We start from the raw sequence: 25,756 nt of genomic DNA on the forward strand, positions 1-25,756 counted from the left end.
CGCCGCAAAACGGGGTCTGAATTGGTCTAGAGGGGGTCTGAAGAGGGTCTAAAACGCGCAGGCATGGGCCGAACCATGCCTGTTTTCTTACCCTGCGCGCACCACGGCGGCAGCTTGCCGGGTTAACGATCCGCGCCTAACTGTTAACCATTGTCTGGTGAACGGAAAGAAGGTGCGGATTGCCGCTTTTGCCTTTCAAGGCTGCGGGAATGCTCAGCGGCAGTCTGCTGCTGCTGACGGTGCTTGCGCAAGATCCGCCGGACATTGCGGCGGCACCCCTGACAGCGCCAGCGCTAGCGCCAGAACCCGCTGCGGCGCTCCCCCCGCCGGTGCCCACCCGCAACGTCGATGATGTGCTGCAAAGCGGGGTAGTGATCACTATCAGCCTCGCCTCGCAGCAGATGCACGTGTTCCGCGACGGGGTGCTGTGGCATTCAAGCCCGGTGTCGACCGGCAAGCGCGGCAAGGAAACCCCCACGGGCGTCTTCGCGATCCTGCAGAAGAAGACCTTCCACCGCTCGAACCTCTACAGCAACGCGCCGATGCCGTTCATGCAGCGGCTGACATGGGACGGGATCGCGATCCATGCAGGCGATCTGCCGGGCTACCCCGCCTCGCACGGCTGCATCCGCATTCCCAAGCCCTTCGCGGCGGAACTGTTCAGGCTCACCAATGCCGCATCGACCGCGGTGATCGTGGTCGACGAACCGGCAAAAAGCGGGAACGAGGCGCTCGCGCTTGCCCGCGCCACGAAAGGCACAGTGCCGATCCCGGCCGACCTGCTGCGCCGCGAGGCGGCAGCTTTGGCCAAGGCCGATCAGGTGCCATCAGCACGGCTGCCCGCAGCGCGGATCATCGCCGCACCGCCGCCCGCACCATTGCTGACGCCGACCGAATTGTTGCCCCCCGAACTGGTGCCGCCGCCATCTCCGCCGGCGGCTGCCCCAGGTGTCGCAGCGATGCCGGCGGGCAAGGGGCAGACGATCCAGCTTGCCGCCGAATTGACCGCCGAACGCGCATCGGCCCGCTGGGCCGAACTGTCCGCGCAGCGCCCCGAATTGCGCGCGATGCAGATGGCGGTGATCCCGGCGATGGTGAACGGCACCCGCTATTACCGCCTGCGTGCGTCAGCCGCGGGCGCGCATTCGGCCTGCGCGGCGTTGAAACGCGCCGGGATCGCCTGTTTTCCGGTGAGCTAGATCAGGTCGGGTTGCGCCGCGCCATGAAGGCGAGGCGTTCGAACAGCATGATGTCCTGTTCGTTCTTGAGCAGCGCACCGTGCAGCGGCGGGATCGCGCTCGCCGGATTGCTGTTCTGCAGCACTTCCAGCGGCATATCCTCGTTCAGCAGCAGCTTGAGCCAGTCGAGCAGCTCGCTGGTCGAGGGCTTCTTCTTCAGGCCCGGCACTTCGCGCAGGTCGTAGAACACATCCATCGCCTTCTTCACCAGCGCCTTCTGGATGCCGGGGAAGTGGACGTCGATGATGTCCTGCATCGTGTCGCGATCAGGGAACTTGATGTAGTGGAAGAAGCAGCGGCGCAGGAACGCGTCGGGCAGTTCCTTCTCGTTGTTCGACGTGATGACGACGATCGGGCGTTCCTTCGCGGTGATGCGCTCCTGCGTTTCGTAAACGTCGAAGCTCATCCGGTCGAGTTCCTGAAGCAGATCGTTCGGAAACTCGATATCGGCCTTGTCGATCTCGTCGATCAGGAGGACGGGAAGCTGCGGCGAGGTGAAGGCCTCCCACAGCTTGCCCTTCTTGATGTAGTTGCGGATGTCGTGGACGCGCTCTTCGCCCAGCTGGCCATCGCGCAGACGCGCCACCGCGTCATATTCATAAAGGCCCTGCTGCGCCTTGGTGGTCGACTTGACGTTCCATTCGATCAGCGGCGCGTTCAGTGCACGCGAGATTTCGTGCGCGAGCACGGTCTTGCCGGTGCCGGGTTCCCCCTTCACCAGCAGGGGGCGGCGCAGCATCACCGCAGCGTTGACCGCAACCTTCAGATCTTCGGTCGCGATATAGGACTGGGTGCCTTCGAAACGCTGCTGCTGGTCGGTCATGGGTTTTCCTGTGAGACTGAATTTGCACCCAGCGATAAGCGGCAGGCGCGCAGCACGCAAGGGCTGCGGCACTCGCAAATCAGCGAGGGAGCAGCAGGATCCGCTGCGCGATCGCCTCCAGTTTGCCCTGATCGACCACGGCGGCATCATTGTTCCAGCCGAGCGTGAGCAGCCAGTCCTGCCCCGCCGCATCGCGCAAGGCCCAAGTGAGGTTGAGGACGCCGGGCTCTGAGCCGCCCTTGAACCCGATATAGGGCCATTTGCCCTTGATCGTGTCGGTCGCCGAAGGGCTGATCGCCATGATCTCGAACGCCTTGGGATCGGCGGTCTTGCGCATATGCGCGATCAGCTTGGCAAGGTCTGCGGGCGAGGCAAACCATTCGATGTCGATCGCCTTGGGGCCGCCGGCGAAGGCCGCGTTGACCGCATCGAGGCTGGTGGTTTGGCTTGCAAGGCGGCCGAGCATGGCTGCGCGCCGCGCCGCATCGCTTTTGCGCCATGACGCGATGTCTTCGCGCGAACCGGCCTTCATCACGAACAACTCGCGCGTGGTGAGGAACGGGGTATTGGCGGCAGGATCGCTGTGCCCGCTGTCGGCCATCAGCTTGAGGATGCGAGCCCGGCCCAGCACCGCGATCAGCTGATCGGTGGCGGTGTTGTCGCTGATCGAAATCATCAGGCCGGCAAGCGTGTGCAGCGTCACCGGCGCACCTTGCGGCCAGTTCTGCAATTGTCCGCTGGGATAGCTGTTCTGGCTCAGCGCCGCGACATCGGACCATTTGCGGCGGCCGGCCTTCACATCCTCGGCCAGCGCGGCAAGGACATAAAGCTTGAAGGTCGATCCCAGCGCAAGACGCGTGTCGGCATTGCGGGCAAGAACCGGCGCGCCGCCCACCGGGCCGAACCAGGCATTGGTGGTGCCGGGCAGGGCCGCAAGATCGGCAAGGATCGCGGCGGGCGTGTCGCCGGCAACCGCGACCGCATCGAAGGATGTGAAGCGCAGTTCATTGATCCGGCCCTCCTGCGCCGGGTCGATCGCGATCCCGCCCTTGGCAAGCCCGCGCTCGAAGCGGATTTCCAGCGCCGCGCGCGTGCCTTCGGCGGGATTGAGCAGGCTGACTTCGACCGCCTTGCCGAACTGCGCGGTAAGGTTGGCCGAAAGCGTCCTGATCTGCGCATCGGCGACGGCGGCGCGGAAGGCGTCGGTGAAGATGTCCTCGGGCTGAAGCGCGCCGTTTATCAGCGCGACGACCTGATCGGCGCGGGCGGCAAGTGCGGAGCGCGCGGCAGGCGGCGCGGCGGTTTCGGTCTGCTGTGCGGCCAGCGGCAGCGGGGCCAGCATGCCTGCTGCCAGAGCGATCCCGAAAATGGCGTTGCGGATCATGGACTTTGTTCCCTCCCTTGAAGACGTTCGGATAACCTGTTCATGCGCGTTCGGCCAGCGAAGCGAGCGCGGCAATATCGCGCGCGAGTTGCCGCGCCGCGATCCGGTTGAGCGCGATCACCGCGGCAAAAATTCCCGCGATCACACCCATCGGCACCGCCGCGCCCGAGAGCGCCGCGCGCCAGCCCTGCACCTCCGCGACGCCCGCGATCATCGCCGCAAACAGCGCGGCCACTCCGGGGATCACCGGTGCGACATACCACCGCGCGGCGCTGCGCAGGGCCTTCAGCTGATGCGCGTATTGCCGCTCGAGATGCATCACGCAGGGCTCTTCAGGCCGAGGCTCGAGCAATGCGGCATGACGCGTCAGGTTGCGCAGGATCATCACCACGCCCACCCCCACCGCGATCATCGCGGCGGCGACCAGCCATTCGCCGGCATAGAAAAAGAACCCCGCCATTGCCCCCCACACCGGCAGCTGCGCGAGCGCGGTCCACCGTTCGATCCGGTTGCGGCGCGCGATCGCTTGCGCGAAACGGTCCGCGCGCGCTGCGATGCCGGCAGGTTCGGTGAAGACCGCATCGCTCGCGGCCGTGGTCCAGAAGGGCAGAGGGGGCGTGCTCATGCGGGGTGCTCCGGGTGATCGGGGGCGGCGAAGTGGCTGGCGAGCAGCGTCTTGATCCGGTGGACGCGGACATTGACGGCGCCTGACGACAGGCCGGTGATCTCGGCGATCGCGGCGGCGCTTTCGCCTTCGAGCCAGAGCACGATCACCTGCATGTCGGGCGGCGGCAGGCGGCGGATCAGTTCGGCGACCTGCGCCATGACCACCGCATCGGCGGTCGCAGCCTCGATATTGCCGGGAGCGGGCAGCGCTTTGATATCGGCAAGCGGCACCCGGCGCGGCGTGCGCGCGGCGCGGGCGACGTGATCAGCAGCGACATTGTGCGCGACGCGGTAGACCCAGGTCTTGAGCGCGCATTTCCCGTCGAAGCGGGCGAGACTGCGCCACAGCGCGCAGTGCATTTCCTGTTCGAGATCGCGCGCCTTGTCGCCGTCACGCTCGACCGAGCGCGCGAGCCGCGCCAGTGCGGGAGCAAACTGGCGGCCCGCCTCGGTGTAAAGCTGTTCGGTTGTGCCGGTCATGCTCCTTTAGTCGCCGCCGGCACGGATTTCTTACACGGAGCCCGAAAATTCCTGCGCGCCGCCGCGATCAGGCATCGATCAGGTCGCGGTCGATATCGCCGGCGCGGTTCTGGATGAAGTTGAAGCGGTGTTCGGGGTTGCGTCCCATCAGCTCGTCGACCAGCCGCGCAACGCCCGCGCGGTCCTCGAATTCGGGCGGCAGCGTGATCCGGATCAACCCGCGCGTTTCGGGCGCCATCGTGGTTTCGCGCAATTGCTGCGGGTTCATTTCGCCAAGCCCCTTGAAGCGGCTGACCTCGACCTTCTTGTTCTTGAACACCGTGCGTTCGAGTTCCGCGCGGTGCGCATCGTCACGGGCATAGCGGCTCTCCTTGCCCGCAGTCAGGCGGTAGAGCGGGGGCTGGGCGAGAAACAGATGCCCGCGCCGGACGATGTCGGGCATTTCCTGGAAGAAAAAGGTCATCAGCAGCGTCGCGATATGCGCGCCGTCGACATCCGCGTCTGTCATGATGATGATGCGGTCGTAACGCAGGTTGTCGGCGTTGCAGTCCTTGCGCGTGCCGCAGCCCAGCGCCAGCGCCAGATCGGCGATTTCGGAATTGGCGCGGATCTTGTCGGCGGTGGCCGAGGCCACGTTCAGGATCTTGCCGCGGATCGGCAGGATCGCCTGGCTCTTGCGGTCGCGCGCCTGCTTGGCGCTGCCGCCTGCGCTGTCGCCTTCGACGATGAACAATTCGGTTTCGCGCCCGCCTTCGCCGCTGCAATCGGTGAGCTTGCCCGGCAGGCGCAGCTTCTTGGCGTTGGTCGCGCTCTTGCGCTTGATCTCGCGTTCCTGCTTGCGCTTGAGGCGCTCGTCCATCCGCTCCATGACCTCGCCCAGCAAGGCCTTGCCGCGTTCCATATTGTCGGTGAGGAACAGGTCGAAGCGATCGCGCACCGCGTTCTCGACCAGCCGCGCGGCTTCGGGCGAGGTCAGGCGATCCTTGGTCTGCGACTGGAACTGCGGATCGCGGATGAAGACGCTGAGCATCACCTCGGCGCCGGTCATCACGTCATCGGCGGTGATGTCCTTGGCTTTCTTCGCGCCGACCAGTTCCCCGAACGCGCGCAGGCCCCGGGTCAATGCAGTGCGCAGGCCCTGTTCATGCGTGCCGCCATCGGGGGTGGGCACGGTGTTGCAATACCAGCTCGTCGCGCCGTCCGAATAAAGCGGCCAGGCGATCGCCCATTCGACCCGGCCTTGCCCGACCCCGTCGACTTGCGGAAAATCCTGCGTGCCGGAAAAGGCCTGCGCGGTGACGCATTCGCGGGTGCCGATCTGTTCGGCAAGGTGATCGGCCAGCCCGCCGGGGAATTTGAACACCGCCTCGGCGGGCACATCCTCCGAAGCGAGCGAGGGGGCGCATTTCCAGCGGATCTCGACGCCCGCAAACAAATAGGCCTTGGACCGCGCAAGCTTGAACAGGCGTTTGGGGTTGAAGCTGCGGTCGCCAAAAATCTCGGGATCGGGAATGAAGCTGACCGTGGTGCCGCGCCGGTTGGGGGTGGCCCCGAGGTTCTGGATCGGCCCCTTGGTGATCCCTTGCGCGAATTCCTGCGCGTAAAGCTGCTTGTCGCGCGCGACTTCGACGCGGGTGTCGATCGACAGCGCGTTGACGACGCTGATCCCCACCCCGTGCAGACCGCCACTGGTAGCATAGGCCTTGCCCGAGAACTTGCCGCCCGAATGCAGCGTCGACAGGATCACTTCGAGCGTCGATTTGCCCGGAAACTTGGGGTGTTCATCGACCGGGATGCCGCGCCCGTTGTCCGAGATCGAGAGCCGGTTGCCCTCATCGAGCCGCATCTCGATCCGGGTCGCATGGCCCGCGACCGCTTCGTCCATCGCGTTGTCGAGCACTTCGGCAGCGAGGTGGTGATAGGCGCGGTCGTCGGTCCCGCCGATATACATGCCGGGGCGGCGGCGCACCGGCTCCAACCCTTCGAGCACCTCGATCGCAGAGGCGTTGTAATCGCCGCTGGAGGTGGGGGTGTTGGCGAAGAGATCGTCGGGGTCGGGTGCGGCCATAGGGGGGCGCTTATAGAGCGCAGCGAGGCTGCGTCACAAGCCACCCCCGCTGGTTTTGCTCAACCGCCGAAACCCGCCGGCGCGGGATCGACCGCGGTCACTTCGCCGCGCCGCACTTCGCGCACTTCGAGCGCGCGCTCGACCACGCCATTGGTGTTGAACCGAAACGCGCCATCGACGCCCAGGAACCCGCCCTTGTCGTACAGCGCCTTCTTGGGGAAGGTCGATCCCACCTTCCAGTTGCGCGCGACGCGCAGCGTCAGCAGCACCGCATCATATCCCAGCGTTGCCATGCGATAGGGCTGCGCGCCGAAGCGTGCGGCGTAGCTGTCGGCAAAACGCTTGTAACGCTGGTCGGACACGGCCGAGAACAGCGCGCCTTCGAGCGCGGGGCTGCGGGTGATGGAGGATTCTCCGCTCCACAATTCGGTGCCGAGGATGCGCGCGCGGTTGCGCGAGGATTTGTTGAGCTCGCTTGCCGCATCGATCCCGAGCCGCGCGCTGTCCGCGATCAGCACGGTATCGTATCCGCCCGCCGCGCGCAGCCTTGCCGCGGCGCTGACGATCGAGGTGTTGCCGCGCGCATAACCTTCGCGGCGCACCAGCGCGCCGCCGAAATCGCGCAAGGCATTGTCGAAGGCGGAAAGCGCGCGGCTGCCATAATCGCCTTCGGGCGCAAGCACGGCGAAGCGCGCCGCGCCCTTGCTGCGGGCATACTGAACCGTGCGGCGGATCGATTGTTCGGGCAGGTGGCCGATCACGAAGACATCGGGGCTCGCGACCGAGGCGTCATTGGCAAAGGCGATCACCGGCACGCCCGCGGGGCGCGCGGCGGCCTGCACCGCAGGCACCGCATCGGCGGACAGCGGGCCGAGGATCAGCTTGTTGCCATCGGCAATTGCCTTCTGCGCCGCGGGGCCGACGCCGCGCGCGGTGTCATAGGTGGTGATGCGCAGATTGTCCGCGCCGGTATCGAGCAGCGCCATCGTGGTCGCATTGGCGATCGCCTGTCCCACCGCGGCGGTATCGCCCGCCATCGGCACCAGCAGCGCGATCCGGTGACGGCCGCGATCGGCGGGGAGCACGCTTTCCGAAGGCTCGGCCGAAGGCGCGGGCGCAGAGCCTGTGGCCACCTCGCCCTTGGGCACGACCGCGCAGCCCGCCGCAAGCAGCGCCGCGCCGCACAGTGCAAAGCCTCGTGCGGCGATCTGCCAGACCGGAGCGGTCACCGGCTTTGCCCAATCGTTGCAATCATCAAGCTTCATTCTTGCCGACCCCTCAGCTGTGCGCCATGGCTACCTGCGTGAAACCGCTGGAACCCCTCTTGCTTCCCGAATGGAAACCCGTCGCCGGGCTGTATATCCTTGCCACCCCGATTGGCAACTTGGCCGATATCACGCTGCGCGCGCTCAGCGTTTTGCAGGGCGCCGCGCTGATCGCCTGCGAAGATACGCGGGTGACGGGCAAGCTGTTGAAACATTACGGAATAAGGGCGCGGCTGCAACGGCTGGATGACCATGCATCGCCCGAGGTGCGCAGCCGGATTGTCGATGAAGCGAGGCAGGCGGCGGTCGTGCTGGTGTCGGACGCGGGCACACCGCTGATCTCCGATCCGGGATACCGGCTGGTGCGCGAGGCGCGTGAGGCGGGGATCGATGTCGTCACCATCCCGGGCCCCTGCGCGGCGGTATCGGCGCTGGCGATTGCCGGATTGCCGTCCGACCGCTTCCTGTTTGCAGGCTTCCTGCCGGTCAAGGACAAGGCGCGGCGCGAGGCGCTCGAAGCGCTGGCCGATATTGCCGCGACGCTGATCTTCTACGAAACCGCGCCGCGGTTGACGAAAGCGCTTCTGGCGATTGCCGAAATCTGGCCGACGCGCGAAGTCGCGGTCGCGCGCGAGCTGACCAAGCTCCACGAGGAATGCCGCAGCGGCACTGCGGCCGAGCTCGCCGCGCATTACGAGGCCCATCCACCGAAGGGCGAGATCGTGCTGCTGATCGGCCCGCCGGGCGCGGACGAGGCACCGGTGCTCGACACCGATGCACTGCTGCGCGATGCGCTGGCCGGCGCCGGGCCGGGCAAGGCGGCGGGGCTGGTCGCCAAGGCCACCGGAATCGACCGCGCGGTGCTCTATGCCCGCGCCCTGGAACTGAAGGGCGGATGACCCTGCCGCGCTCTCCCGAACAGCGCCGCGATGCCGACACTCGCGGGCGCGAGGGCGAGGCGGCGGCGGCGATGTATCTCGCGCAGGCGGGCTGGCAGATTCTTGCCGAGCGGGTGAAAACCAAGGCGGGCGAGATCGATCTCGTCGCCGCGCGCGCGGGGATCGTCGCCTTTGTCGAGGTGAAATGGCGCGCAAAGGCCGCGAGCCTCGCCGACGCCATCGACGAACGCCGCCTGGCGCGCGTCGCCGCCGCGGTGGAAATCGTGTGGCAGGACTTTGCCACCAAGGGCGAGGACATCCGCATCGATGTCATCCTGCTTGCACCGGGCATAAAGCCCGCCCACATCGAAAACGCCTGGATGCCATTTGGCTGACCGATCGGAGTGAAGACATGTCCTTGCGCGTAGCCGTCCAGATGGACCCCCTCGACCAGATCAAGATCGCGGGCGACAGTTCCTTTGCGCTGATGCTTTCGGGCCAGGCGCGGGGATACACGCTTTACGAGTACAACGTCGAAAGCCTGACGCTCGACGAGGACGACCGCCTGCTTGCCCACGCCTATCCGGTGACGGTGCAGCGGGTCGAAGGCGATCATTTCACGCGGAACGAGCAGGTACGGCTCGATCTCGGGGCGGATGTCGATGTGGTGCTGATGCGGCAGGACCCGCCGTTCCACATGGGCTACATCACCGCGACGCACCTGCTCGAACGGATCGCGCACCACACGCTGGTGGTGAATGATCCCGCCAATGTGCGCAACAGCCCCGAAAAGGTGATGGTGCTCAACTACCGCCGCTTCATGCCGCCGACGCTGGTCACCCGCAGCGTCGAGGAAGTGCGCCGCTTCATGGACACGCACGGTGCGGTGGTGGTCAAACCGATCCACGGCAACGGCGGCAAGGCGATCTTCCGCATCGGCGAAAACGGCGAGAACCTGACCGCCCTGTTCGAGGTGTTCAACCAGACCTGGCCCGAGCCGCACATGGTCCAGCCCTTCCTTCCCGAAGTGCGCGAAGGCGACAAGCGGATCGTGTTGATCGACGGGGTGGTCGCGGGCGCCATCAACCGCGTGCCGGGCGAGGGCGAGTTCCGCAGCAATCTGGCGATGGGCGGCAGCGCGCAGGCGACGCAGCTGACGCCGCGCGAAGAGGAAATCTGCGCGGCGCTCGGCCCGGATTTGCAACGCCTGGGCCTGACCTTTGTTGGCATCGACGTGATCGGCGGTAAGTGGCTCACCGAAATCAACGTCACCTCGCCCACGGGCATCGTGGCGATTGACCGGTTCAACAACACTGATACGGCGGGAATGATCTGGGACGCGATCGAACGGCGACTGGCAGACCGTCACACCGCGACCTGACCCGACCTCTCCCGCCAAGGCGACATACGAACCATGACCGCATTCCTCCTCGAACTGCTCAACAAGGGCGGATATATCGGCATTTTCCTGCTGATGGCTGCCGAGAACATCTTCCCGCCGATCCCGTCCGAGGTGATCATGGGCGGGGCCGGCGTGCTGGTCGCGCGCGGCGAGATGACGTTCTGGATGGTGTGGGTCGTGGCCACCGCAGGCACGGTTGCGGGCAACCTGTTCTGGTACTGGATCGGCGTGCGCTGGAGCGAGGAGCAGTTGAAGGCGATCATCGACCGCTGGGGCCGCTGGCTGACCTTCGAATGGGACGAGTTCACCAAGGCGCGCGACATCTTCCGCAAATATGGCGACGGGATCGTTTTCGCGCTGCGTTTTTCGCCGATTTTGCGCACCATCGTTTCGCTGCCCGCGGGCCTTGCGCACATGAAGCTGTGGCATTTCTGCCTGTTCACCTTCCTCGGTTCGGGTATCTGGAACGCGATCCTGATTTTCGGCGGCAAGGCGCTCGAACCGCTGATCGAGCGGTTCGAGAAGTTTGCAGGCTACGGGATCGCCGCCTTCGTGCTCGCCGGGGTCGTCTTCTACATCTACCGCGTGGTGACGTGGAAGCCGGTCAAGGAACACGAGGCCGAGGACCGCACGCAGCTTTGATCGCTTACCCGCGCGGGTGAGCCTTGCGGTAGTTTTCCAGCAAGGCCGCCGCATCGACGCGGGTGTAGATCTGGGTCGAGCCGAGCGATGCGTGGCCGAGCAGTTCCTGCAGGCTGCGCAGGTCCGCGCCCGCGCTCAAAAGATGCGTTGCAAAGGAATGCCGCAGTGCGTGCGGGGTGGCGGTATCGGGCAGGCCCAGCGCGCGGCGCGCCTGCGCCACGGCGCGCTGCACCACTCCGGGTGACAGCGGCCCGCCCTTTTCCCCGCGAAACAGCGGCGTTGCGGGATCGAGCGGCCAAGGGCAGGCACGAACATAGTCGGCAATCGCCGCGCGGGTGATCGGCAGCACCGGCACCGTGCGCTGCTTGCCGCCCTTGCCGGTCACCACCAGCACCTCGCCCGGCGTTGCATCGCGGCCCTTCAATGACAGCGCTTCGGCGATCCGCAGACCCGATCCATAGAGCAGCAGCAGCACCGCACGGTCGCGCGCGCCCACCCAGTCGGTCCGCGCCAGATCGTCGACCAGATCGACCAGCCCGCTGGCCTCGTCGGGGGTGACGGGGCGGGGCAATCCCTTCTTGATCCGCGGGCCCCGAAGACGCGGCGGGGCGGGGTCGGGATCGCCTGCCTGCTTGCGGGCAAAAGCGATAAAGGCCTTGAGCGCCGACAATTCGCGCGCGGTGCTGGCGTTGGAAAGGCCATCGCCGCGCCGGGCGGCCAAGTGGGCGCGCAGATCATGCGCTTCGGTTCTTGCAACCGCTTCCCAGTCGCTCAACCCGCGCGCAGCGATCAGCCTTTGCGCCGCCGCGACATAGGCGCGCACGGTGTGGGGCGACCGGCGCCTTCCATCGGCAAGATGCGTGCGCCACGCTTCGAGCAGCGCGGGCGCGGTCATGCAGCGACCAGCGTATCGGCGACCACTTCGGCCAGCAGGCTGTCGAGTAGCGCGCGGCCCTGCGGCATCACCCCGATCCGTGTGCCATCGGCCCACATCAGGCCCAGCCCTGACAGCCGCGCCAGCGCCGCTTCCTCGATCAGACCCGCCCGCGTCAGTCCGAACCTTGCGGACAGCGCGGCAAGATCGACCCCCTCGGCAAGCCGCAAGCCCATCAGCAAGGCTTCGGCCGCCTGATCGCTCACCGCCAGATCACGGGCTTCGACGATGCCGTCGCCCTGCGCTGCGACCGCGGCGAGGAAATTCTCGGGCTTCTTGTGCCGCACCGTGGCAACCGCGCCGCGCCTTCCATGCGCGCCCGGACCAATCCCGGCATAATCCTGATAGCGCCAATAGGCGAGATTGTGGCGGCTTTCCTCGCCATCCCGCGCATGGTTGCTTGTCTCGTAGGCGGGAAGCCCCGCAGCCGCCGTCATCGTCTGGGTGATGTCGAACAGCGCCGCCGCCTCGTCATCACCGAGCGGCACCAATCGCCCGCGCCGCACATCGCTGGCAAAGCGCGTGCCCGGCTCGATCGTCAGCTGATACAGCGACATATGCCCCGTGCCGAAACCGAGTGCGCGCGCCAGACGCGCTTCCCACAAATCGGGCGTGTGGCCGGGGAGCGCGTAGATCATGTCGAAACTGACTCGCGCAAAATGCCGCTGCGCGGTTTCCAGCGCCGCCAGCGCCTCGTCCGCGCCGTGCAGCCGTCCCAGAAAGCGCAATTCATCATCGTCGAGCGACTGCACCCCCAGCGACACGCGGTTGATCCCGGCCTGCGCGAGCGCGGCAAACTTCGCCGTCTCGACCGATGAGGGGTTGGCCTCCAGCGTGATCTCGATTCCCTGAGCGAAGCCCCACAAACGTTCAGCCTCCGCGAGCAATGCAGCGACCAGCGCGGGCGGCATCAGCGACGGGGTGCCGCCGCCGAAGAAGATCGAGGTCAGCGTCTCGCCGCCGGCAACCGCCGCTTCGGCGCGCATGTCGGCGATCAGCGCGGCCTGCCACGCGGGCACGTCCACCCCGTCGCGCACATGCGAGTTGAAATCGCAATAAGGGCATTTCTTGGCGCAGAACGGCCAGTGAATATAAAGCGCGCGGGCCACGGTGGTTTGCTTCAGCCTCGCTTAAGGGTGTGGGGGTAGGGGAGCATCATGCGCCGCTTTACCCTTGCATCCGCCTTTGCCCAAGCCCTTGCTGCGGGTTTCGCCGTCCTCGCATCCGCCGCTCATGCGCAGGGTTCCGCCTATCCAACCCCCGACCAGCGCGATTTCCTCGCCGCGCACAACGAAGCCCGAGGCGATGCGGGCGCCCCGCCGCTGGTGTGGAGCGACCGGCTCGAACGCGATGCGATGGCGTGGGCGCGGCATCTGGCAGCGCGCGATCTCTACGAGCACGCCTCGCCCGATCAGCGGCGCGGGCAGGGCGAGAACCTGTGGCGCGGTCCGCGCGATCAGTGGTCGGTGTGGGACAAGGTCGGCTTCTTCATCGAGGAAAAGCGGCATTTCCGTCCCGGCAATTTCCCCGACATTTCGCGCACGGGCCGCTGGAACGATGTCGGGCACTATACCCAGATCATCTGGCCCGAAACGCGCGAGGTCGGCTGCGCGATCGCCTATACCCGCGCCGAGGAAGTGCTGGTGTGCCGTTACTGGCCCGCGGGCAACATCTGGGGACAGCGCATCGACGCGCGGGGGAGCCGCGCGCGCCGCTGATCAGGCGCCGAACTGCGCGGCGACCAGCTTGGCGAAGGCATCGGCGCGGTGGCTGATCGCGTGTTTCGCTTCCGGCGCGATTTCGGCAAAGGTCTGCTCTGCGCCGGTGGGAACGAACACCGGGTCGTAACCGAAGCCCAGCGTCCCGCGCGGCGGCCATGTCAGCGTGCCCGTGCACGTGCCTTCGTAAACCGCGTGTTCCCCGTCGGGCCAGGCAATCGCCAGCACGCAATGGAACGCCGCCGATCGGTCGACGCCATCACCCTTTTCGGCGAGCATTCCTTCGACCTTGCCCATCGCCATGTACCAGTCGCGGCCCGGTGCGCCTTCGAACCATTGCCGCTCGGCCCAGTCGGCGGTGTAGACCCCGGGGCGCCCATCCAGCGCCGCAACGCTGAGCCCGCTGTCATCCGCCAGCGCCGCCAGCCCCGAAGCCTCCGCCGCCGCGCGCGCCTTGATCAGCGCGTTCTGGACAAAGGTGGTGCCCGTCTCGGCCGGCTCGGGCAGGCCCAGCGACCCCGCCGAGATGCAACGCACCCCGTAAGGATCGAGCAGCGCGCCGATTTCCTTGAGCTTGCCCGCATTGTGCGTGGCAATCACGAGGGTGCCAGAGCCGAGACGGCGGTCGGTCACTTCACCGCGTCCAATTGCGCGGCGAAGATCCGGTCGGCGCCGATCCGGGCGAGGCGCAACAGGCGCAGCAAGCCCTCCTCGTCATAGGTCGCGCCTTCGGCGGTGGCCTGCACTTCGGCAATCTTGCCGCCGGTCAGCAGCACGAAATTGCCGTCGGCTTCTGCGTTCGAATCCTCGTCATAATCGAGGTCGAGCACCGGGGTGCCCTTGAAGATGCCGCAGGAAATGCCGGCGACCTGCGCAGAAATCGGATCGTGCTTGATATCGCCCGACTTCATCAGGCCGTTGACCGCAAGGCGCAGAGCGATCCACGCGCCCGAGATGGCCGCGGTGCGCGTGCCGCCGTCGGCCTGGATCACGTCGCAATCCAGAGTGATCTGCCGTTCGCCGAGCTTTTGCAGATCGACCACAGCGCGCAAGGAACGCCCGATGAGCCGCTGGATTTCCTGCGTGCGGCCCGATTGCTTGCCCTTGGCCGCCTCGCGTGCGCCGCGGGTGTGGGTGGCGCGCGGAAGCATCGAATATTCGCCCGTTACCCAGCCTTCGCCCTTGCCGCGCAGCCATGGCGGAACGCCGCGCTCGACGCTGGCGGTGCACAGCACCTTGGTGTCGCCGAAACCGATCAGCACCGATCCTTCGGCGTGGCGGGTGTATCCGGTCTCGATCGTAATGGCGCGCATTTCATCGGGCGCGCGTCCTGAAGGGCGCATGGAAATTCCTTTGATTGGTTGCGCGCCAATAGGCGTGGGCCACTTGTCGCGGCAAGCGCAAAGACTAAGATTGCGCCCATGACTGCGCTCCCCGTGACCGAACTGACCGCCCGCGCGCGCGACATCTTTCAGCGCGTGGTCGAGGAATATATCGCGAGCGGGCAGCCGGTGGGTTCGAAGACGCTTGCCGCCGATGGCACGCTGAACCTGTCGCCCGCCTCGATCCGGTCGGTGCTCGCCGATCTGGAGACGGCAGGACTACTCGCCGCGCCGCACACCAGCGCGGGGCGCTTGCCGACCGATGCGGGCCTGCGCATTTTCGTCGACGGGATGATGCGCGTGGCCGAACCGACGCGCGAGGAACAGGCCGCGATCGAGGCGCGGCTGGCGGGCGCGGGGCCGGTCGAGGCGGCATTGAAGCAGGCATCCGCGATCCTCTCCGACCTGTCGGGTGCGGCGGGCATGGTGCTCGTCGCGCCGCGCGAACAGCGGCTGGCGCAGTTCAGCCTCGTCGATCTGGGGCAGGGGCGCGCGCTCGCGGTGCTGGTGGGAGAGGATGGCGCAGTCGAAAACCGGGTGATCCAGATCGGCGGCGCGCTCGATCCGGGCGCGCTCGATCGCGCTTCGAATTACATCACCGCGCGGCTTGCCGGGCGCACGCTGGCCGAGGCCGCAGCGGCGATGCGCGCCGAAATCGGCAAGGGCGAGACGCAGCTCGATGCGGCAAGCCGCGATCTGGTCGAACGCGGGCTTGCCGTGTGGAGCCAGGATGCCGCCGCGCGGCCCGTGCTGATCGTGCGCGGTGCGGCCAACCTGCTCGACGACGCGGCGCTGGGCGATATCGAACGGGTGCGCAGTCTGCTCGAGGATCTTGAAAACAAGCAGTCGGTGGCAGAGCTGCTCGATTCGGCGCGGGAGGCCGATGCCACGCGGATTTTCATCGGTTCGGAAAACCGCCTGTTTGCGCTGTCGGGCTCGTCCGTGATCGCCTCGCCCTACCGCGACCGCGAGGGGCGCGTGGTCGGCGTGCTGGGTGTGATTGGCCCGGTGCGGTTGAATTATGCGCGGGTTGTCCCCATGGTGGATCTGACCGCCCGTTCGCTGGGCAAGCTCATCGCTTGAATGGAAAGCCACAACACATGACCGAGAATGAAAAGCCGCTGGATCAGGCGGCTGAAGACGAATTGAAGGGCGTGCCCGAACACCTGCGCGGCGATGCCGATGAAACCGATGGCACCGCCGAGGCGCTCGACGCGCTGCGCCGCGATCTCGATGCGGCCAAGCAAGAGGTGCTCTACGCGCAGGCCGAAACGCAGAACGTGCGCCGCCGGCTCGAACGCGAGAAGGACGAGGCGCGCGCCTATGCCGCGACCGGCTTTGCGCGCGACATCCTGAGCGTTGCCGACAACCTGTCGCGCGCGATCGACGCGATCCCGCAAGGGTTGCGCGACGACGACACGATGAAGGGTCTGGTGATCGGGTTGGAAGCGACACAGCGCGAGCTGGAAAAGGTTTTCGCCGCCAACGGCATCACCCGCATCGCCGCCGTCGGTCTGCCGCTCGACCCCAACCAGCATCAGGCGATGCTTGAAGTGCCGAGCGCCGATCACGAACCGGGCACGGTGGTCTCCGAAATGCAGGCCGGTTGGATGATCAAGGATCGTCTGCTGCGCGCCGCAATGGTGGCAGTTGCGAAGAAGCCCGACTGACCCGCTGCGGTTGAAATCGAATGGACCGGACGGCATCGGCGCGCAAGGCGCCGGTGCCGTTCGTCTTTTGGGGTAGGGCTACCGCTGCGCCCCGGGAAAGGCGACCAGCGCTCTATAGGGCGCGGCATCCCCGACCCCGCGCACCATCCCGCCGCGCCGCAAGGTGAAGGCATGCGCGACGATCTCTGCCTGCTGCTCGATCCCGTATTGTTCGAGCTTCCAGCCCGGGCGCAGCGCATAGTCATAGCGGCACCACGGATGCCGGCGCAGCACCAGATACCAGCGGCCCAATGTCTGCGCCTGCCACACATGCGTCATCTCGTGAATGAAATGCGCCTGGCGCGACAGCGAGGCGGCGGAAAAATCGTCGCAGTAATGCGCGGCTTCCGGGTGGAAGTGCAAGTGCCCCATCGGCGCCATCGTCACCCCGCGCGGTTGAAGCGGGAAGAACTTGCGGCGCTTGATCTTCACCGGCGCATAATCGATCGCATCGCCGAAGACAGTGCGGGCAAGCGCGACCTCGCCCGGCGTCAGCGGGCGCGCCCCGCCAACTTCGCAGACGAGCGGGGACGAAGGCGCGGACACGCTCAGCGCTCGTCTCCCGCGGCGCGGACGGGTGCATCAACCGTGGTGACGGTGCCATCGGACAGCGTCAGCGTTACCTTCGCCGTTCCGCCGGGGGCAAGCACGCCAGCAGGTTCCATCGCCATCACGTGCAGACCGCCCGGCGCGAAGGTGACCGGCGTGCCCGGCGTCAGCGGCACAGAATCGGCCATCACCATCTTCATCTTGCCATCCGCCTCGGCGTAATCGTGGATCATCGTCATGCCCGCGCCCTCGACCTCGACCGCATCGAGCGTCACCCCCGAAGCGCCCGCCCAGGACAGATCGAAATAGACCGCGGCCGGATTGCCCGCGACCGGCGGCAGCACCACGCGCGCGTTGCTGACCGTGAGGCCCGCGGCGGCGGCGACGGCGGGGGTGGCCTCCTGCGCCGGCGCGTCGGCCTTGTCGGCACATGCGCCAAGGAAGGGGATCATCGCCGCGGCCAGCGTGGCGGCCGCGACATTGCGGAGCGAAGTCATCGGATTGTCTCCTGATAGAACACGGGGGATTGCGCCGAAATCTAGAACGGGCGGTATCTTGTGCCAAGCAAAAGCACACCTATATCGCGGTCACAATCGAGCCGCCACGATGCTCTGCCGGTAACTGGGGAGCAGGCAGCCGCGGTGTCCAACAATGTTCCTATGGATGGGGAAAAAATGGGTAAAGTAATCGGTATCGACCTCGGCACCACCAACTCCTGCGTCGCTGTCATGGACGGCGGCAAGCCCAAGGTCATCGAGAATTCGGAAGGCGCGCGCACCACGCCGTCGATCGTCGCCTTCACCAAGGATGGCCAGCGCCTGATCGGCCAGCCGGCCAAGCGTCAGGCGGTCACCAATCCCGACAACACGCTGTTCGCGATCAAGCGCCTGATCGGTCGCCGGTTCGAAGACCCGCTGACCAAGAAGGACATGGAACTTGTCCCCTACAAGATCACCAAGGGCAAGAACGGCGATGCCTGGGTCAACGCCGGCGGCGAAGACTACAGCCCCTCGCAGGTTTCCGCCTTCATCCTCCAGAAGATGAAGGAAACCGCCGAGAGTTATCTTGGCGAAACCGTGACGCAGGCCGTCATCACCGTGCCCGCCTATTTCAACGACGCGCAGCGTCAGGCGACCAAGGACGCCGGCCAGATCGCCGGTCTCGAAGTGCTGCGCATCATCAACGAGCCGACCGCGGCCGCGCTCGCCTACGGAATGGACAAGGACGATGGCAAGACCATCGCGGTCTATGACCTTGGCGGCGGCACCTTCGACGTCTCGATCCTCGAAATCGGCGACGGCGTGTTCGAAGTGAAGTCGACCAACGGCGACACCTTCCTCGGCGGTGAAGACTTCGACAATGCGATCGTCGAGTTCCTCGCCGATTCCCTCAAGAAGAAGGAACAGATGGATCTCAAGACCGACAAGCTTGCGCTGCAGCGGCTGAAGGAAGCGGCGGAAAAGGCGAAGATCGAACTGTCGAGCGCGGCCACGACCGAAATCAACCTGCCCTTCATCACCGCGCGCATGGAAGGTGGTAGCACCACCCCGCTGCACCTCGTCGAAACGATCACCCGTGCCGACCTTGAAAAGATGGTCGACGGCTTGATCCAGCGCACGCTCGATCCGTGCAAGAAGGCGCTGGCCGATGCCGGCATCTCCAAGGATCAGGTCGACGAAGTGATCCTCGTCGGCGGGATGACCCGCATGCCGCGCGTGCGCGAAGTCGTGGAGCAGTTCTTCGGTGCGAAGCCGCACACCGGCGTGAACCCCGATGAAGTCGTCGCCATGGGCGCGGCCATTCAGGCGGGCGTGCTGCAGGGCGACGTCAAGGACGTGCTGCTGCTCGACGTGACCCCGCTTTCGCTCGGCATCGAGACGCTGGGCGGCGTGTTCACCCGCATGATCGACCGCAACACCACCATCCCGACCAAGAAGACCCAGACCTACTCGACCGCCGAAGACAACCAGAACGCGGTGACGATCAAGGTCTATCAGGGCGAACGCGAGATGGCGGCGGACAACAAGCTGCTGGGCAATTTCGACCTGATCGGCATTCCGCCTGCGCCGCGCGGCGTGCCGCAGATCGAGGTGACCTTCGACATCGATGCCAACGGCATCGTGTCGGTGGCCGCCAAGGACAAGGGCACCGGCAAGGAGCAGACGATCAAGATCCAGGCATCGGGCGGCCTCAGCGACAGCGACATCGACCAGATGGTCAAGGATGCCGAAAAGTTCGCCGAGGAAGACAAGAAGCGCCGGGCTGCCGCAGAAGCGCGTAACCAGGCCGACAGCCTTGTCCACGCGACCGAAAAGCAGGTGGAGGAGCACGGCGACAAGATCGACGCGGCGACCAAGACCGAAGTCGAGGAAGCCATCGCGGCGGTCAAGACCGCGCTCGAAGGCGGCGATGCCGATGACATCAACGCCAAGGCACAGGCGCTGACCCAGATTGCGATGAAGATGGGCCAGCAGATCTACGAAGCCGGACAGGCCGCCGGCCCCGATGGCGATGCTGCTGCCCCGGCAGACGAAGCGCCGGCCGAAGAGGTGGTCGACGCCGAGTTCTCTGAAGTGGACGAAGACAAGAAGGGCTAAGGCCCCGCTACATTCCGCTGGCCTGCCGCCGGTGCCCGAGCCCCTTGGCGTTCGGGCACCGGCCGGCAGGCGGCGGCTACGGGGAACAAGGTCAAAGACATGCCCACCGCACAGCTCGATTATTACGCCCAGCTCGAAGTCAGTCGCGATTGCGACGGGGCGACGCTCAAATCATCCTACCGCAAGCTTGCGATGAAATGGCACCCGGATCGCAATCCGGGCGATGCTGCGGCCGAAGCCAAGTTCAAGGCGATCAGCGAGGCTTATGATTGCCTCAAGGACCCGCAAAAGCGCGCGGCCTATGACCGCTATGGCCACGAAGCCTTCACGCAGGGCATGAATAGTGGCGGCGGCGGTGGTGGTCCCTTCGGCGGCGGCCGCGGCGATTTTGCCGACATCGGCGACATATTCGAAACTTTCTTCGGCAGCGCCTTTGGCGGCGGCGGCGCGGGCGCACAGCGCCAGCAGAACCGCCGCGGGGCCGATCTGCGCTATGACATGCAGGTCACCCTCGAAGAGGCCTTCCACGGCAAATCGACCGAGATCGAGATCGAGGTCTCGCAATCGTGCGAAACCTGCGACGGCAGCGGCGCGACCCCCGGCACTTCCGAACGCCAATGCAACCTGTGCCATGGCATCGGCAGCGTGCGCGCCAAGCAGGGCCTGTTCGTGATCGAACGCCCGTGCCCCACCTGCAACGGGCGCGGCACCGTGATCGAGAACCCCTGCCGCGAATGCCGCGGCGAGGGCCGCGTCGATCGTCCGCAAACGCTCAAGGTCGATATCCCCGCAGGGGTCGACACCGGCACGCGCATCCGTCTGTCGGGCAAGGGCGAGGCGGGCCAGCGCGGTTCGCCCCCCGGCGATCTCTACATCTTCCTCCACGTCAAACCGCACCCGCTGTTCGAACGCGAAGGCACGACGCTAGCAACGCGCGTTCCGGTGAGCTTCACCACCGCGGCGCTGGGCGGCTGTGTCGAGATCCCCGACCTCGACGGATCGACCAACCGGCTCGACATTCCTGCCGGCATCCAGTCGGGCAAGCAGTTGCGCGTGCGCGGTGCGGGGATGCCCGTGCTGCAGGGGCGCGGGCGCGGCGATCTGGTGGTCGAAATCGTGGTCGAAACGCCCACCAAGCTCTCGCGCCGCCAGAAGGAAATCCTCGAGGAATTCAAGGCGACCGAGACGGGCGAGGAATGCCCTGAAAGCCGCAGCTTCTTTGCCAAGCTGAAGGACGCCTTCGGAACCTAGCCGAGCTTTTCGCGCACTTCCTCGCGGATCTGCGCGATAAGCCCGCCTTGGCACCGGCCCGCGGCTTCCTCTTCGTCCAGCACCGCCAGAAAGGCTGCGCGTTTTGCCGCGCGCAAGGCTTCAGGGGCAACGGCCCCTGGAACGGTCGAGGCGAGCAGATCGAGCATCCGTTCGGCCCCGTGCAGCCGGCCCCACATGTAATCGTTCTCGCGGTAGTCGCGGCTGAAGAACGCCCCGAAATTATAGAACTCGGTCCCGCGCAGGGTTGCAGCCGTCCCGCCTTCGCGGATCGACAGGGCATCATCGGGGGAAATGCGGTCGATTTTGACCGGGTTGAATTCGTCGAGCCCTTCGCGCCGTGACAGCGGCAGCGTAGCGACATCGTAGAACGGAAAACCCAGATAGGTCAGCAGCATCCGCCGCTTGAGCGGTTTGGGCATGTCCTCGATCGCGTCGATCAGCATTTCCTCGGCGCGCAGATCGGTCGCCGGCAGCAACCGCTCGGCCGCCAGAATATCCAGCACCGCGCCCGGCCGGGCGATCGCATCCCCCGCCAGTGCGGCAAGCCGCGGGCATTGCAGCGCGCGCTCCTCCGCATCGAAATAGAGCGCGAGGATCGCATAGATGCGTTCCCGCGCGCGGTCCAATGCGTCTTCGGGGATGCCAGGTTCGAGTTCCCAGTCACGCGCAAGCTTGCGGGTAAGCAACTGGAGCCGGCGGATGCGAAACCCCGTATCGTGCGCGCGGAAGAATGCGATGGCTTCCGGGCTCGCGCCGCCGTCCGCAGCGGTGAGGCTGGCACAGCCGCGGCGCTCAAGCTCGCGCCGGAAGGCGGCGGCCAAGGGCGCAGGGTCGGCGAGCGATTGCCCGGCAGCTTTCAGCGTGATGCGTGCAAGCTGGTCAAGGATGCCTTCGAACTTGGTCAGCGCATAGGCGCCGAAGGCAAAGCCTGCCTGTTCGGCGGCGGCCTGCTGCGCCTTTGCCCGCCATCCCGCAAGCCGCGCAGGGGTGGGGCGCGACAGCAGGAAGGTGTAGCCGAACAGGCGCTCGACCGCGCGGTCGATGTCGCCCTGCAGTTCGAGCACGATCCGCCGCAATCGCGTCGCATCGCGCGATTGCTGCGCGATGCGTTCCAGATCGTCGCGGATCGGCTGTTCGCGCGGGATGGTCGACAGCGAACCGAAGATCGCCCCGAAGAACCCGATCTCGCGCGGGCGCCTGGCCGGGTCAGGCGCGGGCGCGGTGCCTTCGGGCCGCGGGTCGAGATAGACGAACCGCCGGTCGACCTCGCGCTGCTCGGGCCGGCCATAGAGCGCGGCGAGCGCCGCCCCGAACGGCGCCCCCACCAGCACCGCGCCGTCGATCAGCGCGACCTCGTCCAGCGTGCCGCGCGCGAAATGGGCTGGCATGATGCGTTGCAGGAACGTGTCACGGGTGGCCCAGTCACGCTGCTCCGCGTCAACGAGCCTATCGATCTCGGCGAGGGTGAGCGGCGGAAACGCGCCCGGAAAGCTCGCCGTCGCGCGGGCGGCAAACACCAGTTCGAGCGGATCGGCCAGCGGCGCGCCATCGCCGACACGGCGGCGGAAGGTGATCGGCAGGCGATGCTCGGTCTCCTCGACCTGCGGCGGCGAATGCAATCGCAGTGTTTCGGCGTGGCCGCGAAAATCGGTCGCGGTGACCATCAGATCGACCGGATGGCCATGCGGCAGCAGCGGGATATTGTCGCCGTCCTCGGCCATCTTGCGCAAGGCTTCGGACAGCATGCCGGAAAACCGCGCGCCCGAAAACGGCGGGCTGAACCAGCGTCCGCGCACAAGCCGCGAGACCTTGGCGCGCACCTCGGCCCGGGTCTCGCGCGAGACCGTCGCGCTGACCGCGTTGCCCGGGCGGCTCAGGAACCATTCGGCGATCGGTTGCGCCCAAAGCTTGGCAAAACGCCACAGCGGCTCGGCATCGGGATCGGTCAATTCGCTGACATCGGCATTGGCAAGCCACAAGTCGGTCAAGGGTTCGAGGCTGTGCCCTGCATGGATCGCCTGCGCGAGAAACACCGCATTGATCCCGCCCGCGCTTGCCCCGGTGAGGATATCGGGCAGCACTCTGATCCGCAGGCCGTGCGCGGTTTCGATCGTTTGCAGAAAGTCGCGATAGACCGCCGCGACCCCATCCAGATGCGGCGCATCGGGGTGATGAAACGCGCGGCTTGCGCGGGCAAGGTGCCACACCTCCTTGGTGATCCCGTGCATGTAAACCGCAAGGCTGACCCCGCCGTAACATACCAGAGCAAGACGCAATTCTTTCTGCCGCATGCCGGGTGGTCTAGCGGGAAGAACGCGCGCAATGCAATTGCGTTCGTCTTCTGTTCCAGATATGGGGCATTGCCTATGGCAAAGACAAAACGCCGCTACGTGTGTCAGGAATGCGGGAGCGTGTCACACCGCTGGCAGGGGCAATGCGCCGATTGCGGGCAGTGGAACACGCTGGTCGAGGATGTGCCTGCGACCGTGTTCTCGCAGAAGCACAGCCTGTCGAGCGGTGGTCGCAATATCGCGTTCGAACCGCTCAATGCCCCCACGCAGCTTCCGGTCCGGAAATCGACCGGCCTTGCAGAATTCGACCGCGCGCTGGGCGGCGGACTGGTGCCGGGGAGCGCGGTGCTACTGGGCGGCGATCCGGGGATCGGCAAATCGACGCTGCTGCTGCAAACCGCCGCCACCATCGCGCGCGGCGGCAATGATGTGGTCTATGTCAGCGGCGAGGAAGCCGCGGGACAGGTGCGGCTGCGTGCGTCGCGGATGGGCGTTGCCGATGCGCCGATCCGGCTCGCGTCCGAAACCTCGGTGCGCGATATCCTGACGACGCTGGGGCAGGGCGAACCGCCCGCGCTGCTGGTGATCGATTCGATCCAGACGATGCATTCCGACACGATCGAAGGTGCGCCCGGCACCGTCTCACAGGTGCGCGGCTGCGCGCTGGAACTGATCCGCTATGCCAAGGAAACCGGCTGCGCGCTGGTGCTGGTCGGCCACGTAACCAAGGACGGCACGATCGCCGGGCCGCGCGTGCTCGAACACATGGTCGATGTGGTGATGAGTTTCGAGGGCGAACGCAGCCACCAGTACCGCATCCTGCGCGCGCTCAAGAACCGCTTTGGCGCGGTCGATGAAATTGGCGTCTTCGCGATGGCGAGCGAGGGGCTGGAAGAGGTAGCGAACCCCTCATTGCTGTTCCTGTCGGGCCGCGAAACGCCGCTGGCGGGGAGTGCGGTGTTCCCCGCGCTCGAAGGCACGCGGCCCGTGCTGGTCGAAATTCAGGCGCTGATCGTGCGGCTGCAATCGGGCGCGACGCCGCGCCGCGCGGTGGTGGGGTGGGACAGCGGCCGGCTGGCGATGCTGCTCGCGGTGCTCGAATCGCGCTGCGGGCTCAATTTCTCCTCCGCCGAGGTCTATCTCAACATCGCGGGCGGATATCGCCTGACCGATCCTGCCGCCGATCTGGCGGTGGCTGCCGCGCTCGTCTCCGCGCTTGCCGACCGCGCCTTGCCCGACAAGACCGCGTGGTTCGGCGAAGTCAGTCTTGCGGGCGAAATCCGGCCCGTGGCGCACGCGCCGCTGCGGCTGCGCGAGGCGGCGAAGCTGGGCTTTGCGCGGTGCTATGGCCCCGCGGGCGCAGCGACCGGCGAACGCGGCGGCGATTACCGCGGCATGGCGGCCCTGGCGAACGTCGTTGACCAGGTGATGGGCAGCGCATAATCCTGCGCGCCTATGGCGCTCCTCGATATCATCATCGGCATCATCGTCACCATCGCCGCAATCGGCGGGTTCATGCGCGGGCTTGTGCAGGAGGTGCTGAGCCTTGCCGCGTGGGTGATGGCAGCCTTTGCGGTGCATTTCCTCCACCCCGCGCTGACCGATGGGCTGCGCACATTGTATCGGGCGGAACCGGCGGTTTCGCTGCTTGCCTTCGTGTTGCTGTTGCTAATCCCCTATGCCGCGATGAAGGTGATCATGGGCACCGCCAGCGGGGCATCGGATGGGGCGGTGCTGGGCCCGATCGACCGTGTGCTCGGATTCGGTTTCGGCGGCGTCAAGGGCGCGCTGATCGCGGTGTTCGGCTTTGCGCTGCTGGTGACCGGGTTCGATGAAAGCTGGGGCTATGCCGGGCGGCCGCAATGGATCACTTCGGCGCGCACCTATGCCGCAGCCGATGCCTTTTCGCGCCAGCTGCTGCCCGAAATCGCGATCCGCCGCGACCGGCTGCGCGGCGAAAGCGAAGCGCGCGCCGCTGCCGGGCTTGAATTCAGGTAATTTGCGCCCGTGCACACGCGTGCCTCTGCCAGGCTTTATTCGCCCGAACTGCTCGGGCTGGCGACGCTGCTTGCGCGCTACGGCTTGAGCGATGATCTGCCGCTGCGGGCCGAAGCGCGCTCGCGCAGTTGCGGCAGCGTGATTGCCGCCGGCTTTGCGCTGGACGATGCGGGCCTGATCGAGCGCATCGGGATGCGCGTATCGGCCTGTGCGATCGGACAGGCATCGGCCACGTTGTTGGCGCAAAGCGCGAAAGGCCGCGCGCCCGATGCGGTGATCGCCGCGGGCGACGCACTTGGCGCATGGCTCGAAGGCGCAGGCGATCTGCCCGATTGGCCGGGCATCGATGCGCTGGCGCCGGCGCTGCCGCACCCTGGTCGCCACGGCGCGCTACTATTGCCGTGGAAGGCCGCCGCGCAGGCGCTTTGCGAAGCAGGCGAGCCGCGCTAGGAACTGCGCC

26 protein-coding genes are annotated in these 25,756 nt (G+C 66.4%); 13 read left to right on the forward strand and 13 right to left on the reverse strand.

What is annotated here, in order from left to right; genetic code table 11:
• Positions 1–329 precede the first annotated feature (329 nt).
• The gene (locus A9D12_RS12090; RefSeq protein WP_231889621.1) at positions 330–1,199 is read left to right on the forward strand and encodes a L,D-transpeptidase family protein; all 870 of its coding nucleotides are present in this window, start codon (positions 330–332) and stop codon (positions 1,197–1,199) included.
• 1 nt (position 1,200) lies between these two features.
• On the opposite strand, the gene A9D12_RS12095 is transcribed toward A9D12_RS12090, so the two are convergent.
• From A9D12_RS12095 to A9D12_RS12120, 6 genes are all read right to left on the reverse strand, one after another.
• Complete coding sequence (locus A9D12_RS12095) at positions 1,201–2,061, reverse strand: AAA family ATPase (RefSeq protein WP_068352178.1); 861 nt, start codon at positions 2,059–2,061, stop codon at positions 1,201–1,203.
• 79 nt (positions 2,062–2,140) lie between these two features.
• The gene (locus A9D12_RS12100; RefSeq protein WP_068352180.1) at positions 2,141–3,445 is read right to left on the reverse strand and encodes a serine hydrolase; all 1,305 of its coding nucleotides are present in this window, start codon (positions 3,443–3,445) and stop codon (positions 2,141–2,143) included.
• 40 nt (positions 3,446–3,485) lie between these two features.
• On the reverse strand, positions 3,486–4,070 hold the full coding sequence (locus tag A9D12_RS12105; protein WP_068352182.1) for a hypothetical protein: 585 nt from the start codon (positions 4,068–4,070) through the stop codon (positions 3,486–3,488).
• Positions 4,067–4,591 carry an RNA polymerase sigma factor gene (locus A9D12_RS12110; protein ID WP_068352185.1) on the reverse strand — a complete coding sequence of 175 codons (525 nt, stop codon included), beginning with the start codon at positions 4,589–4,591 and terminating at the stop codon, positions 4,067–4,069. The genes A9D12_RS12105 and A9D12_RS12110 overlap by 4 nt, the downstream gene beginning before the upstream one ends.
• A gap of 67 nt (positions 4,592–4,658) precedes the next feature.
• The gene (parE, locus tag A9D12_RS12115) at positions 4,659–6,659 is read right to left on the reverse strand and encodes a DNA topoisomerase IV subunit B (protein WP_068352187.1); all 2,001 of its coding nucleotides are present in this window, start codon (positions 6,657–6,659) and stop codon (positions 4,659–4,661) included.
• Positions 6,660–6,718: 59 nt separating this feature from the next.
• Positions 6,719–7,924 carry a penicillin-binding protein activator gene (locus A9D12_RS12120; protein ID WP_082925553.1) on the reverse strand — a complete coding sequence of 402 codons (1,206 nt, stop codon included), beginning with the start codon at positions 7,922–7,924 and terminating at the stop codon, positions 6,719–6,721.
• Positions 7,925–7,971: 47 nt separating this feature from the next.
• On the opposite strand from A9D12_RS12120, the gene rsmI reads away from it, so the two are divergent.
• The 4 genes from rsmI to A9D12_RS12140 are packed head-to-tail and all read left to right on the forward strand — an operon-like array spanning position 7,972 to position 10,846.
• Positions 7,972–8,823, forward strand: a complete 852-nt coding sequence (gene rsmI / locus A9D12_RS12125) for a 16S rRNA (cytidine(1402)-2'-O)-methyltransferase (protein ID WP_418251583.1) — start codon at positions 7,972–7,974, stop codon at positions 8,821–8,823.
• Positions 8,820–9,197 (forward strand): YraN family protein, encoded by a 378-nt coding sequence (locus A9D12_RS12130; protein ID WP_068352193.1) that lies wholly within the window; start codon positions 8,820–8,822, stop codon positions 9,195–9,197. Before rsmI ends, A9D12_RS12130 begins: the two co-directional genes overlap by 4 nt.
• A gap of 17 nt (positions 9,198–9,214) precedes the next feature.
• A complete protein-coding gene (gene gshB / locus A9D12_RS12135) occupies positions 9,215–10,183 on the forward strand; it encodes a glutathione synthase (RefSeq protein WP_068352195.1) in 969 nt (322 codons plus the stop codon).
• Between the two features lie 33 nt (positions 10,184–10,216).
• Complete coding sequence (locus tag A9D12_RS12140) at positions 10,217–10,846, forward strand: DedA family protein (protein ID WP_068352196.1); 630 nt, start codon at positions 10,217–10,219, stop codon at positions 10,844–10,846.
• Positions 10,847–10,850: 4 nt separating this feature from the next.
• Here A9D12_RS12140 and A9D12_RS12145 read toward each other — a convergent pair whose 3' ends face one another.
• Both A9D12_RS12145 and hemW read right to left on the reverse strand, forming a co-directional pair.
• On the reverse strand, positions 10,851–11,741 hold the full coding sequence (locus A9D12_RS12145; RefSeq protein WP_068352197.1) for a tyrosine recombinase XerC: 891 nt from the start codon (positions 11,739–11,741) through the stop codon (positions 10,851–10,853).
• The gene (hemW, locus tag A9D12_RS12150; protein WP_068352199.1) at positions 11,738–12,889 is read right to left on the reverse strand and encodes a radical SAM family heme chaperone HemW; all 1,152 of its coding nucleotides are present in this window, start codon (positions 12,887–12,889) and stop codon (positions 11,738–11,740) included. Before hemW ends, A9D12_RS12145 begins: the two co-directional genes overlap by 4 nt.
• Positions 12,890–12,937: 48 nt before the next feature.
• Here hemW and A9D12_RS12155 point away from each other — a divergent pair, with 48 nt between their 5' ends.
• A complete protein-coding gene (locus A9D12_RS12155; RefSeq protein ID WP_068352201.1) occupies positions 12,938–13,498 on the forward strand; it encodes a CAP domain-containing protein in 561 nt (186 codons plus the stop codon).
• On the opposite strand, the gene rdgB is transcribed toward A9D12_RS12155, so the two are convergent.
• The gene (gene rdgB / locus A9D12_RS12160) at positions 13,499–14,131 is read right to left on the reverse strand and encodes an RdgB/HAM1 family non-canonical purine NTP pyrophosphatase (RefSeq protein ID WP_068352202.1); all 633 of its coding nucleotides are present in this window, start codon (positions 14,129–14,131) and stop codon (positions 13,499–13,501) included.
• Entirely contained in the window at positions 14,128–14,841 is a 714-nt protein-coding gene (gene rph / locus A9D12_RS12165) for a ribonuclease PH (protein ID WP_068352204.1), read from the reverse strand. The genes rdgB and rph overlap by 4 nt, the downstream gene beginning before the upstream one ends.
• 78 nt (positions 14,842–14,919) lie before the next feature.
• On the opposite strand from rph, the gene hrcA reads away from it, so the two are divergent.
• Both hrcA and A9D12_RS12175 read left to right on the forward strand, forming a co-directional pair.
• On the forward strand, positions 14,920–15,963 hold the full coding sequence (hrcA, locus tag A9D12_RS12170; RefSeq protein ID WP_068352206.1) for a heat-inducible transcriptional repressor HrcA: 1,044 nt from the start codon (positions 14,920–14,922) through the stop codon (positions 15,961–15,963).
• Positions 15,964–15,980: 17 nt separating this feature from the next.
• Positions 15,981–16,550: a nucleotide exchange factor GrpE gene (locus A9D12_RS12175; protein WP_068352209.1), complete on the forward strand. Its 570-nt coding sequence runs from the start codon at positions 15,981–15,983 to the stop codon at positions 16,548–16,550.
• 78 nt (positions 16,551–16,628) lie between these two features.
• Here A9D12_RS12175 and A9D12_RS12180 read toward each other — a convergent pair whose 3' ends face one another.
• Positions 16,629–17,135: a vgr related protein gene (locus A9D12_RS12180; protein ID WP_068352210.1), complete on the reverse strand. Its 507-nt coding sequence runs from the start codon at positions 17,133–17,135 to the stop codon at positions 16,629–16,631.
• A 2-nt stretch (positions 17,136–17,137) separates the two neighbouring features.
• Positions 17,138–17,635, reverse strand: a complete 498-nt coding sequence (locus A9D12_RS12185) for a copper chaperone PCu(A)C (RefSeq protein WP_068352211.1) — start codon at positions 17,633–17,635, stop codon at positions 17,138–17,140.
• A 177-nt stretch (positions 17,636–17,812) separates the two neighbouring features.
• Between A9D12_RS12185 and dnaK the strand changes: the two genes are divergently transcribed.
• Both dnaK and dnaJ read left to right on the forward strand, forming a co-directional pair.
• On the forward strand, positions 17,813–19,735 hold the full coding sequence (dnaK, locus tag A9D12_RS12190; protein ID WP_068354455.1) for a molecular chaperone DnaK: 1,923 nt from the start codon (positions 17,813–17,815) through the stop codon (positions 19,733–19,735).
• A gap of 99 nt (positions 19,736–19,834) precedes the next feature.
• Positions 19,835–20,986 (forward strand): molecular chaperone DnaJ, encoded by a 1,152-nt coding sequence (gene dnaJ, locus A9D12_RS12195; protein WP_068352214.1) that lies wholly within the window; start codon positions 19,835–19,837, stop codon positions 20,984–20,986.
• Here dnaJ and A9D12_RS12200 read toward each other — a convergent pair.
• Positions 20,983–23,298, reverse strand: a complete 2,316-nt coding sequence (locus tag A9D12_RS12200) for a patatin-like protein (protein ID WP_068352216.1) — start codon at positions 23,296–23,298, stop codon at positions 20,983–20,985. The genes dnaJ and A9D12_RS12200 overlap by 4 nt on opposite strands.
• 75 nt (positions 23,299–23,373) lie before the next feature.
• Between A9D12_RS12200 and radA the strand changes: the two genes are divergently transcribed.
• The 3 genes from radA to A9D12_RS12215 are packed head-to-tail and all read left to right on the forward strand — an operon-like array spanning position 23,374 to position 25,746.
• Positions 23,374–24,741: a DNA repair protein RadA gene (radA, locus tag A9D12_RS12205; protein ID WP_068352218.1), complete on the forward strand. Its 1,368-nt coding sequence runs from the start codon at positions 23,374–23,376 to the stop codon at positions 24,739–24,741.
• Between the two features lie 12 nt (positions 24,742–24,753).
• Positions 24,754–25,296: a CvpA family protein gene (locus A9D12_RS12210; protein WP_068352219.1), complete on the forward strand. Its 543-nt coding sequence runs from the start codon at positions 24,754–24,756 to the stop codon at positions 25,294–25,296.
• A gap of 9 nt (positions 25,297–25,305) precedes the next feature.
• A complete protein-coding gene (locus tag A9D12_RS12215) occupies positions 25,306–25,746 on the forward strand; it encodes an iron-sulfur cluster assembly scaffold protein (RefSeq protein ID WP_197489817.1) in 441 nt (146 codons plus the stop codon).
• Positions 25,747–25,756: the final 10 nt, after the last annotated feature.

The organism is Erythrobacter neustonensis (assembly GCF_001663175.1).
GTDB lineage: Bacteria > Pseudomonadota > Alphaproteobacteria > Sphingomonadales > Sphingomonadaceae > Erythrobacter > Erythrobacter neustonensis.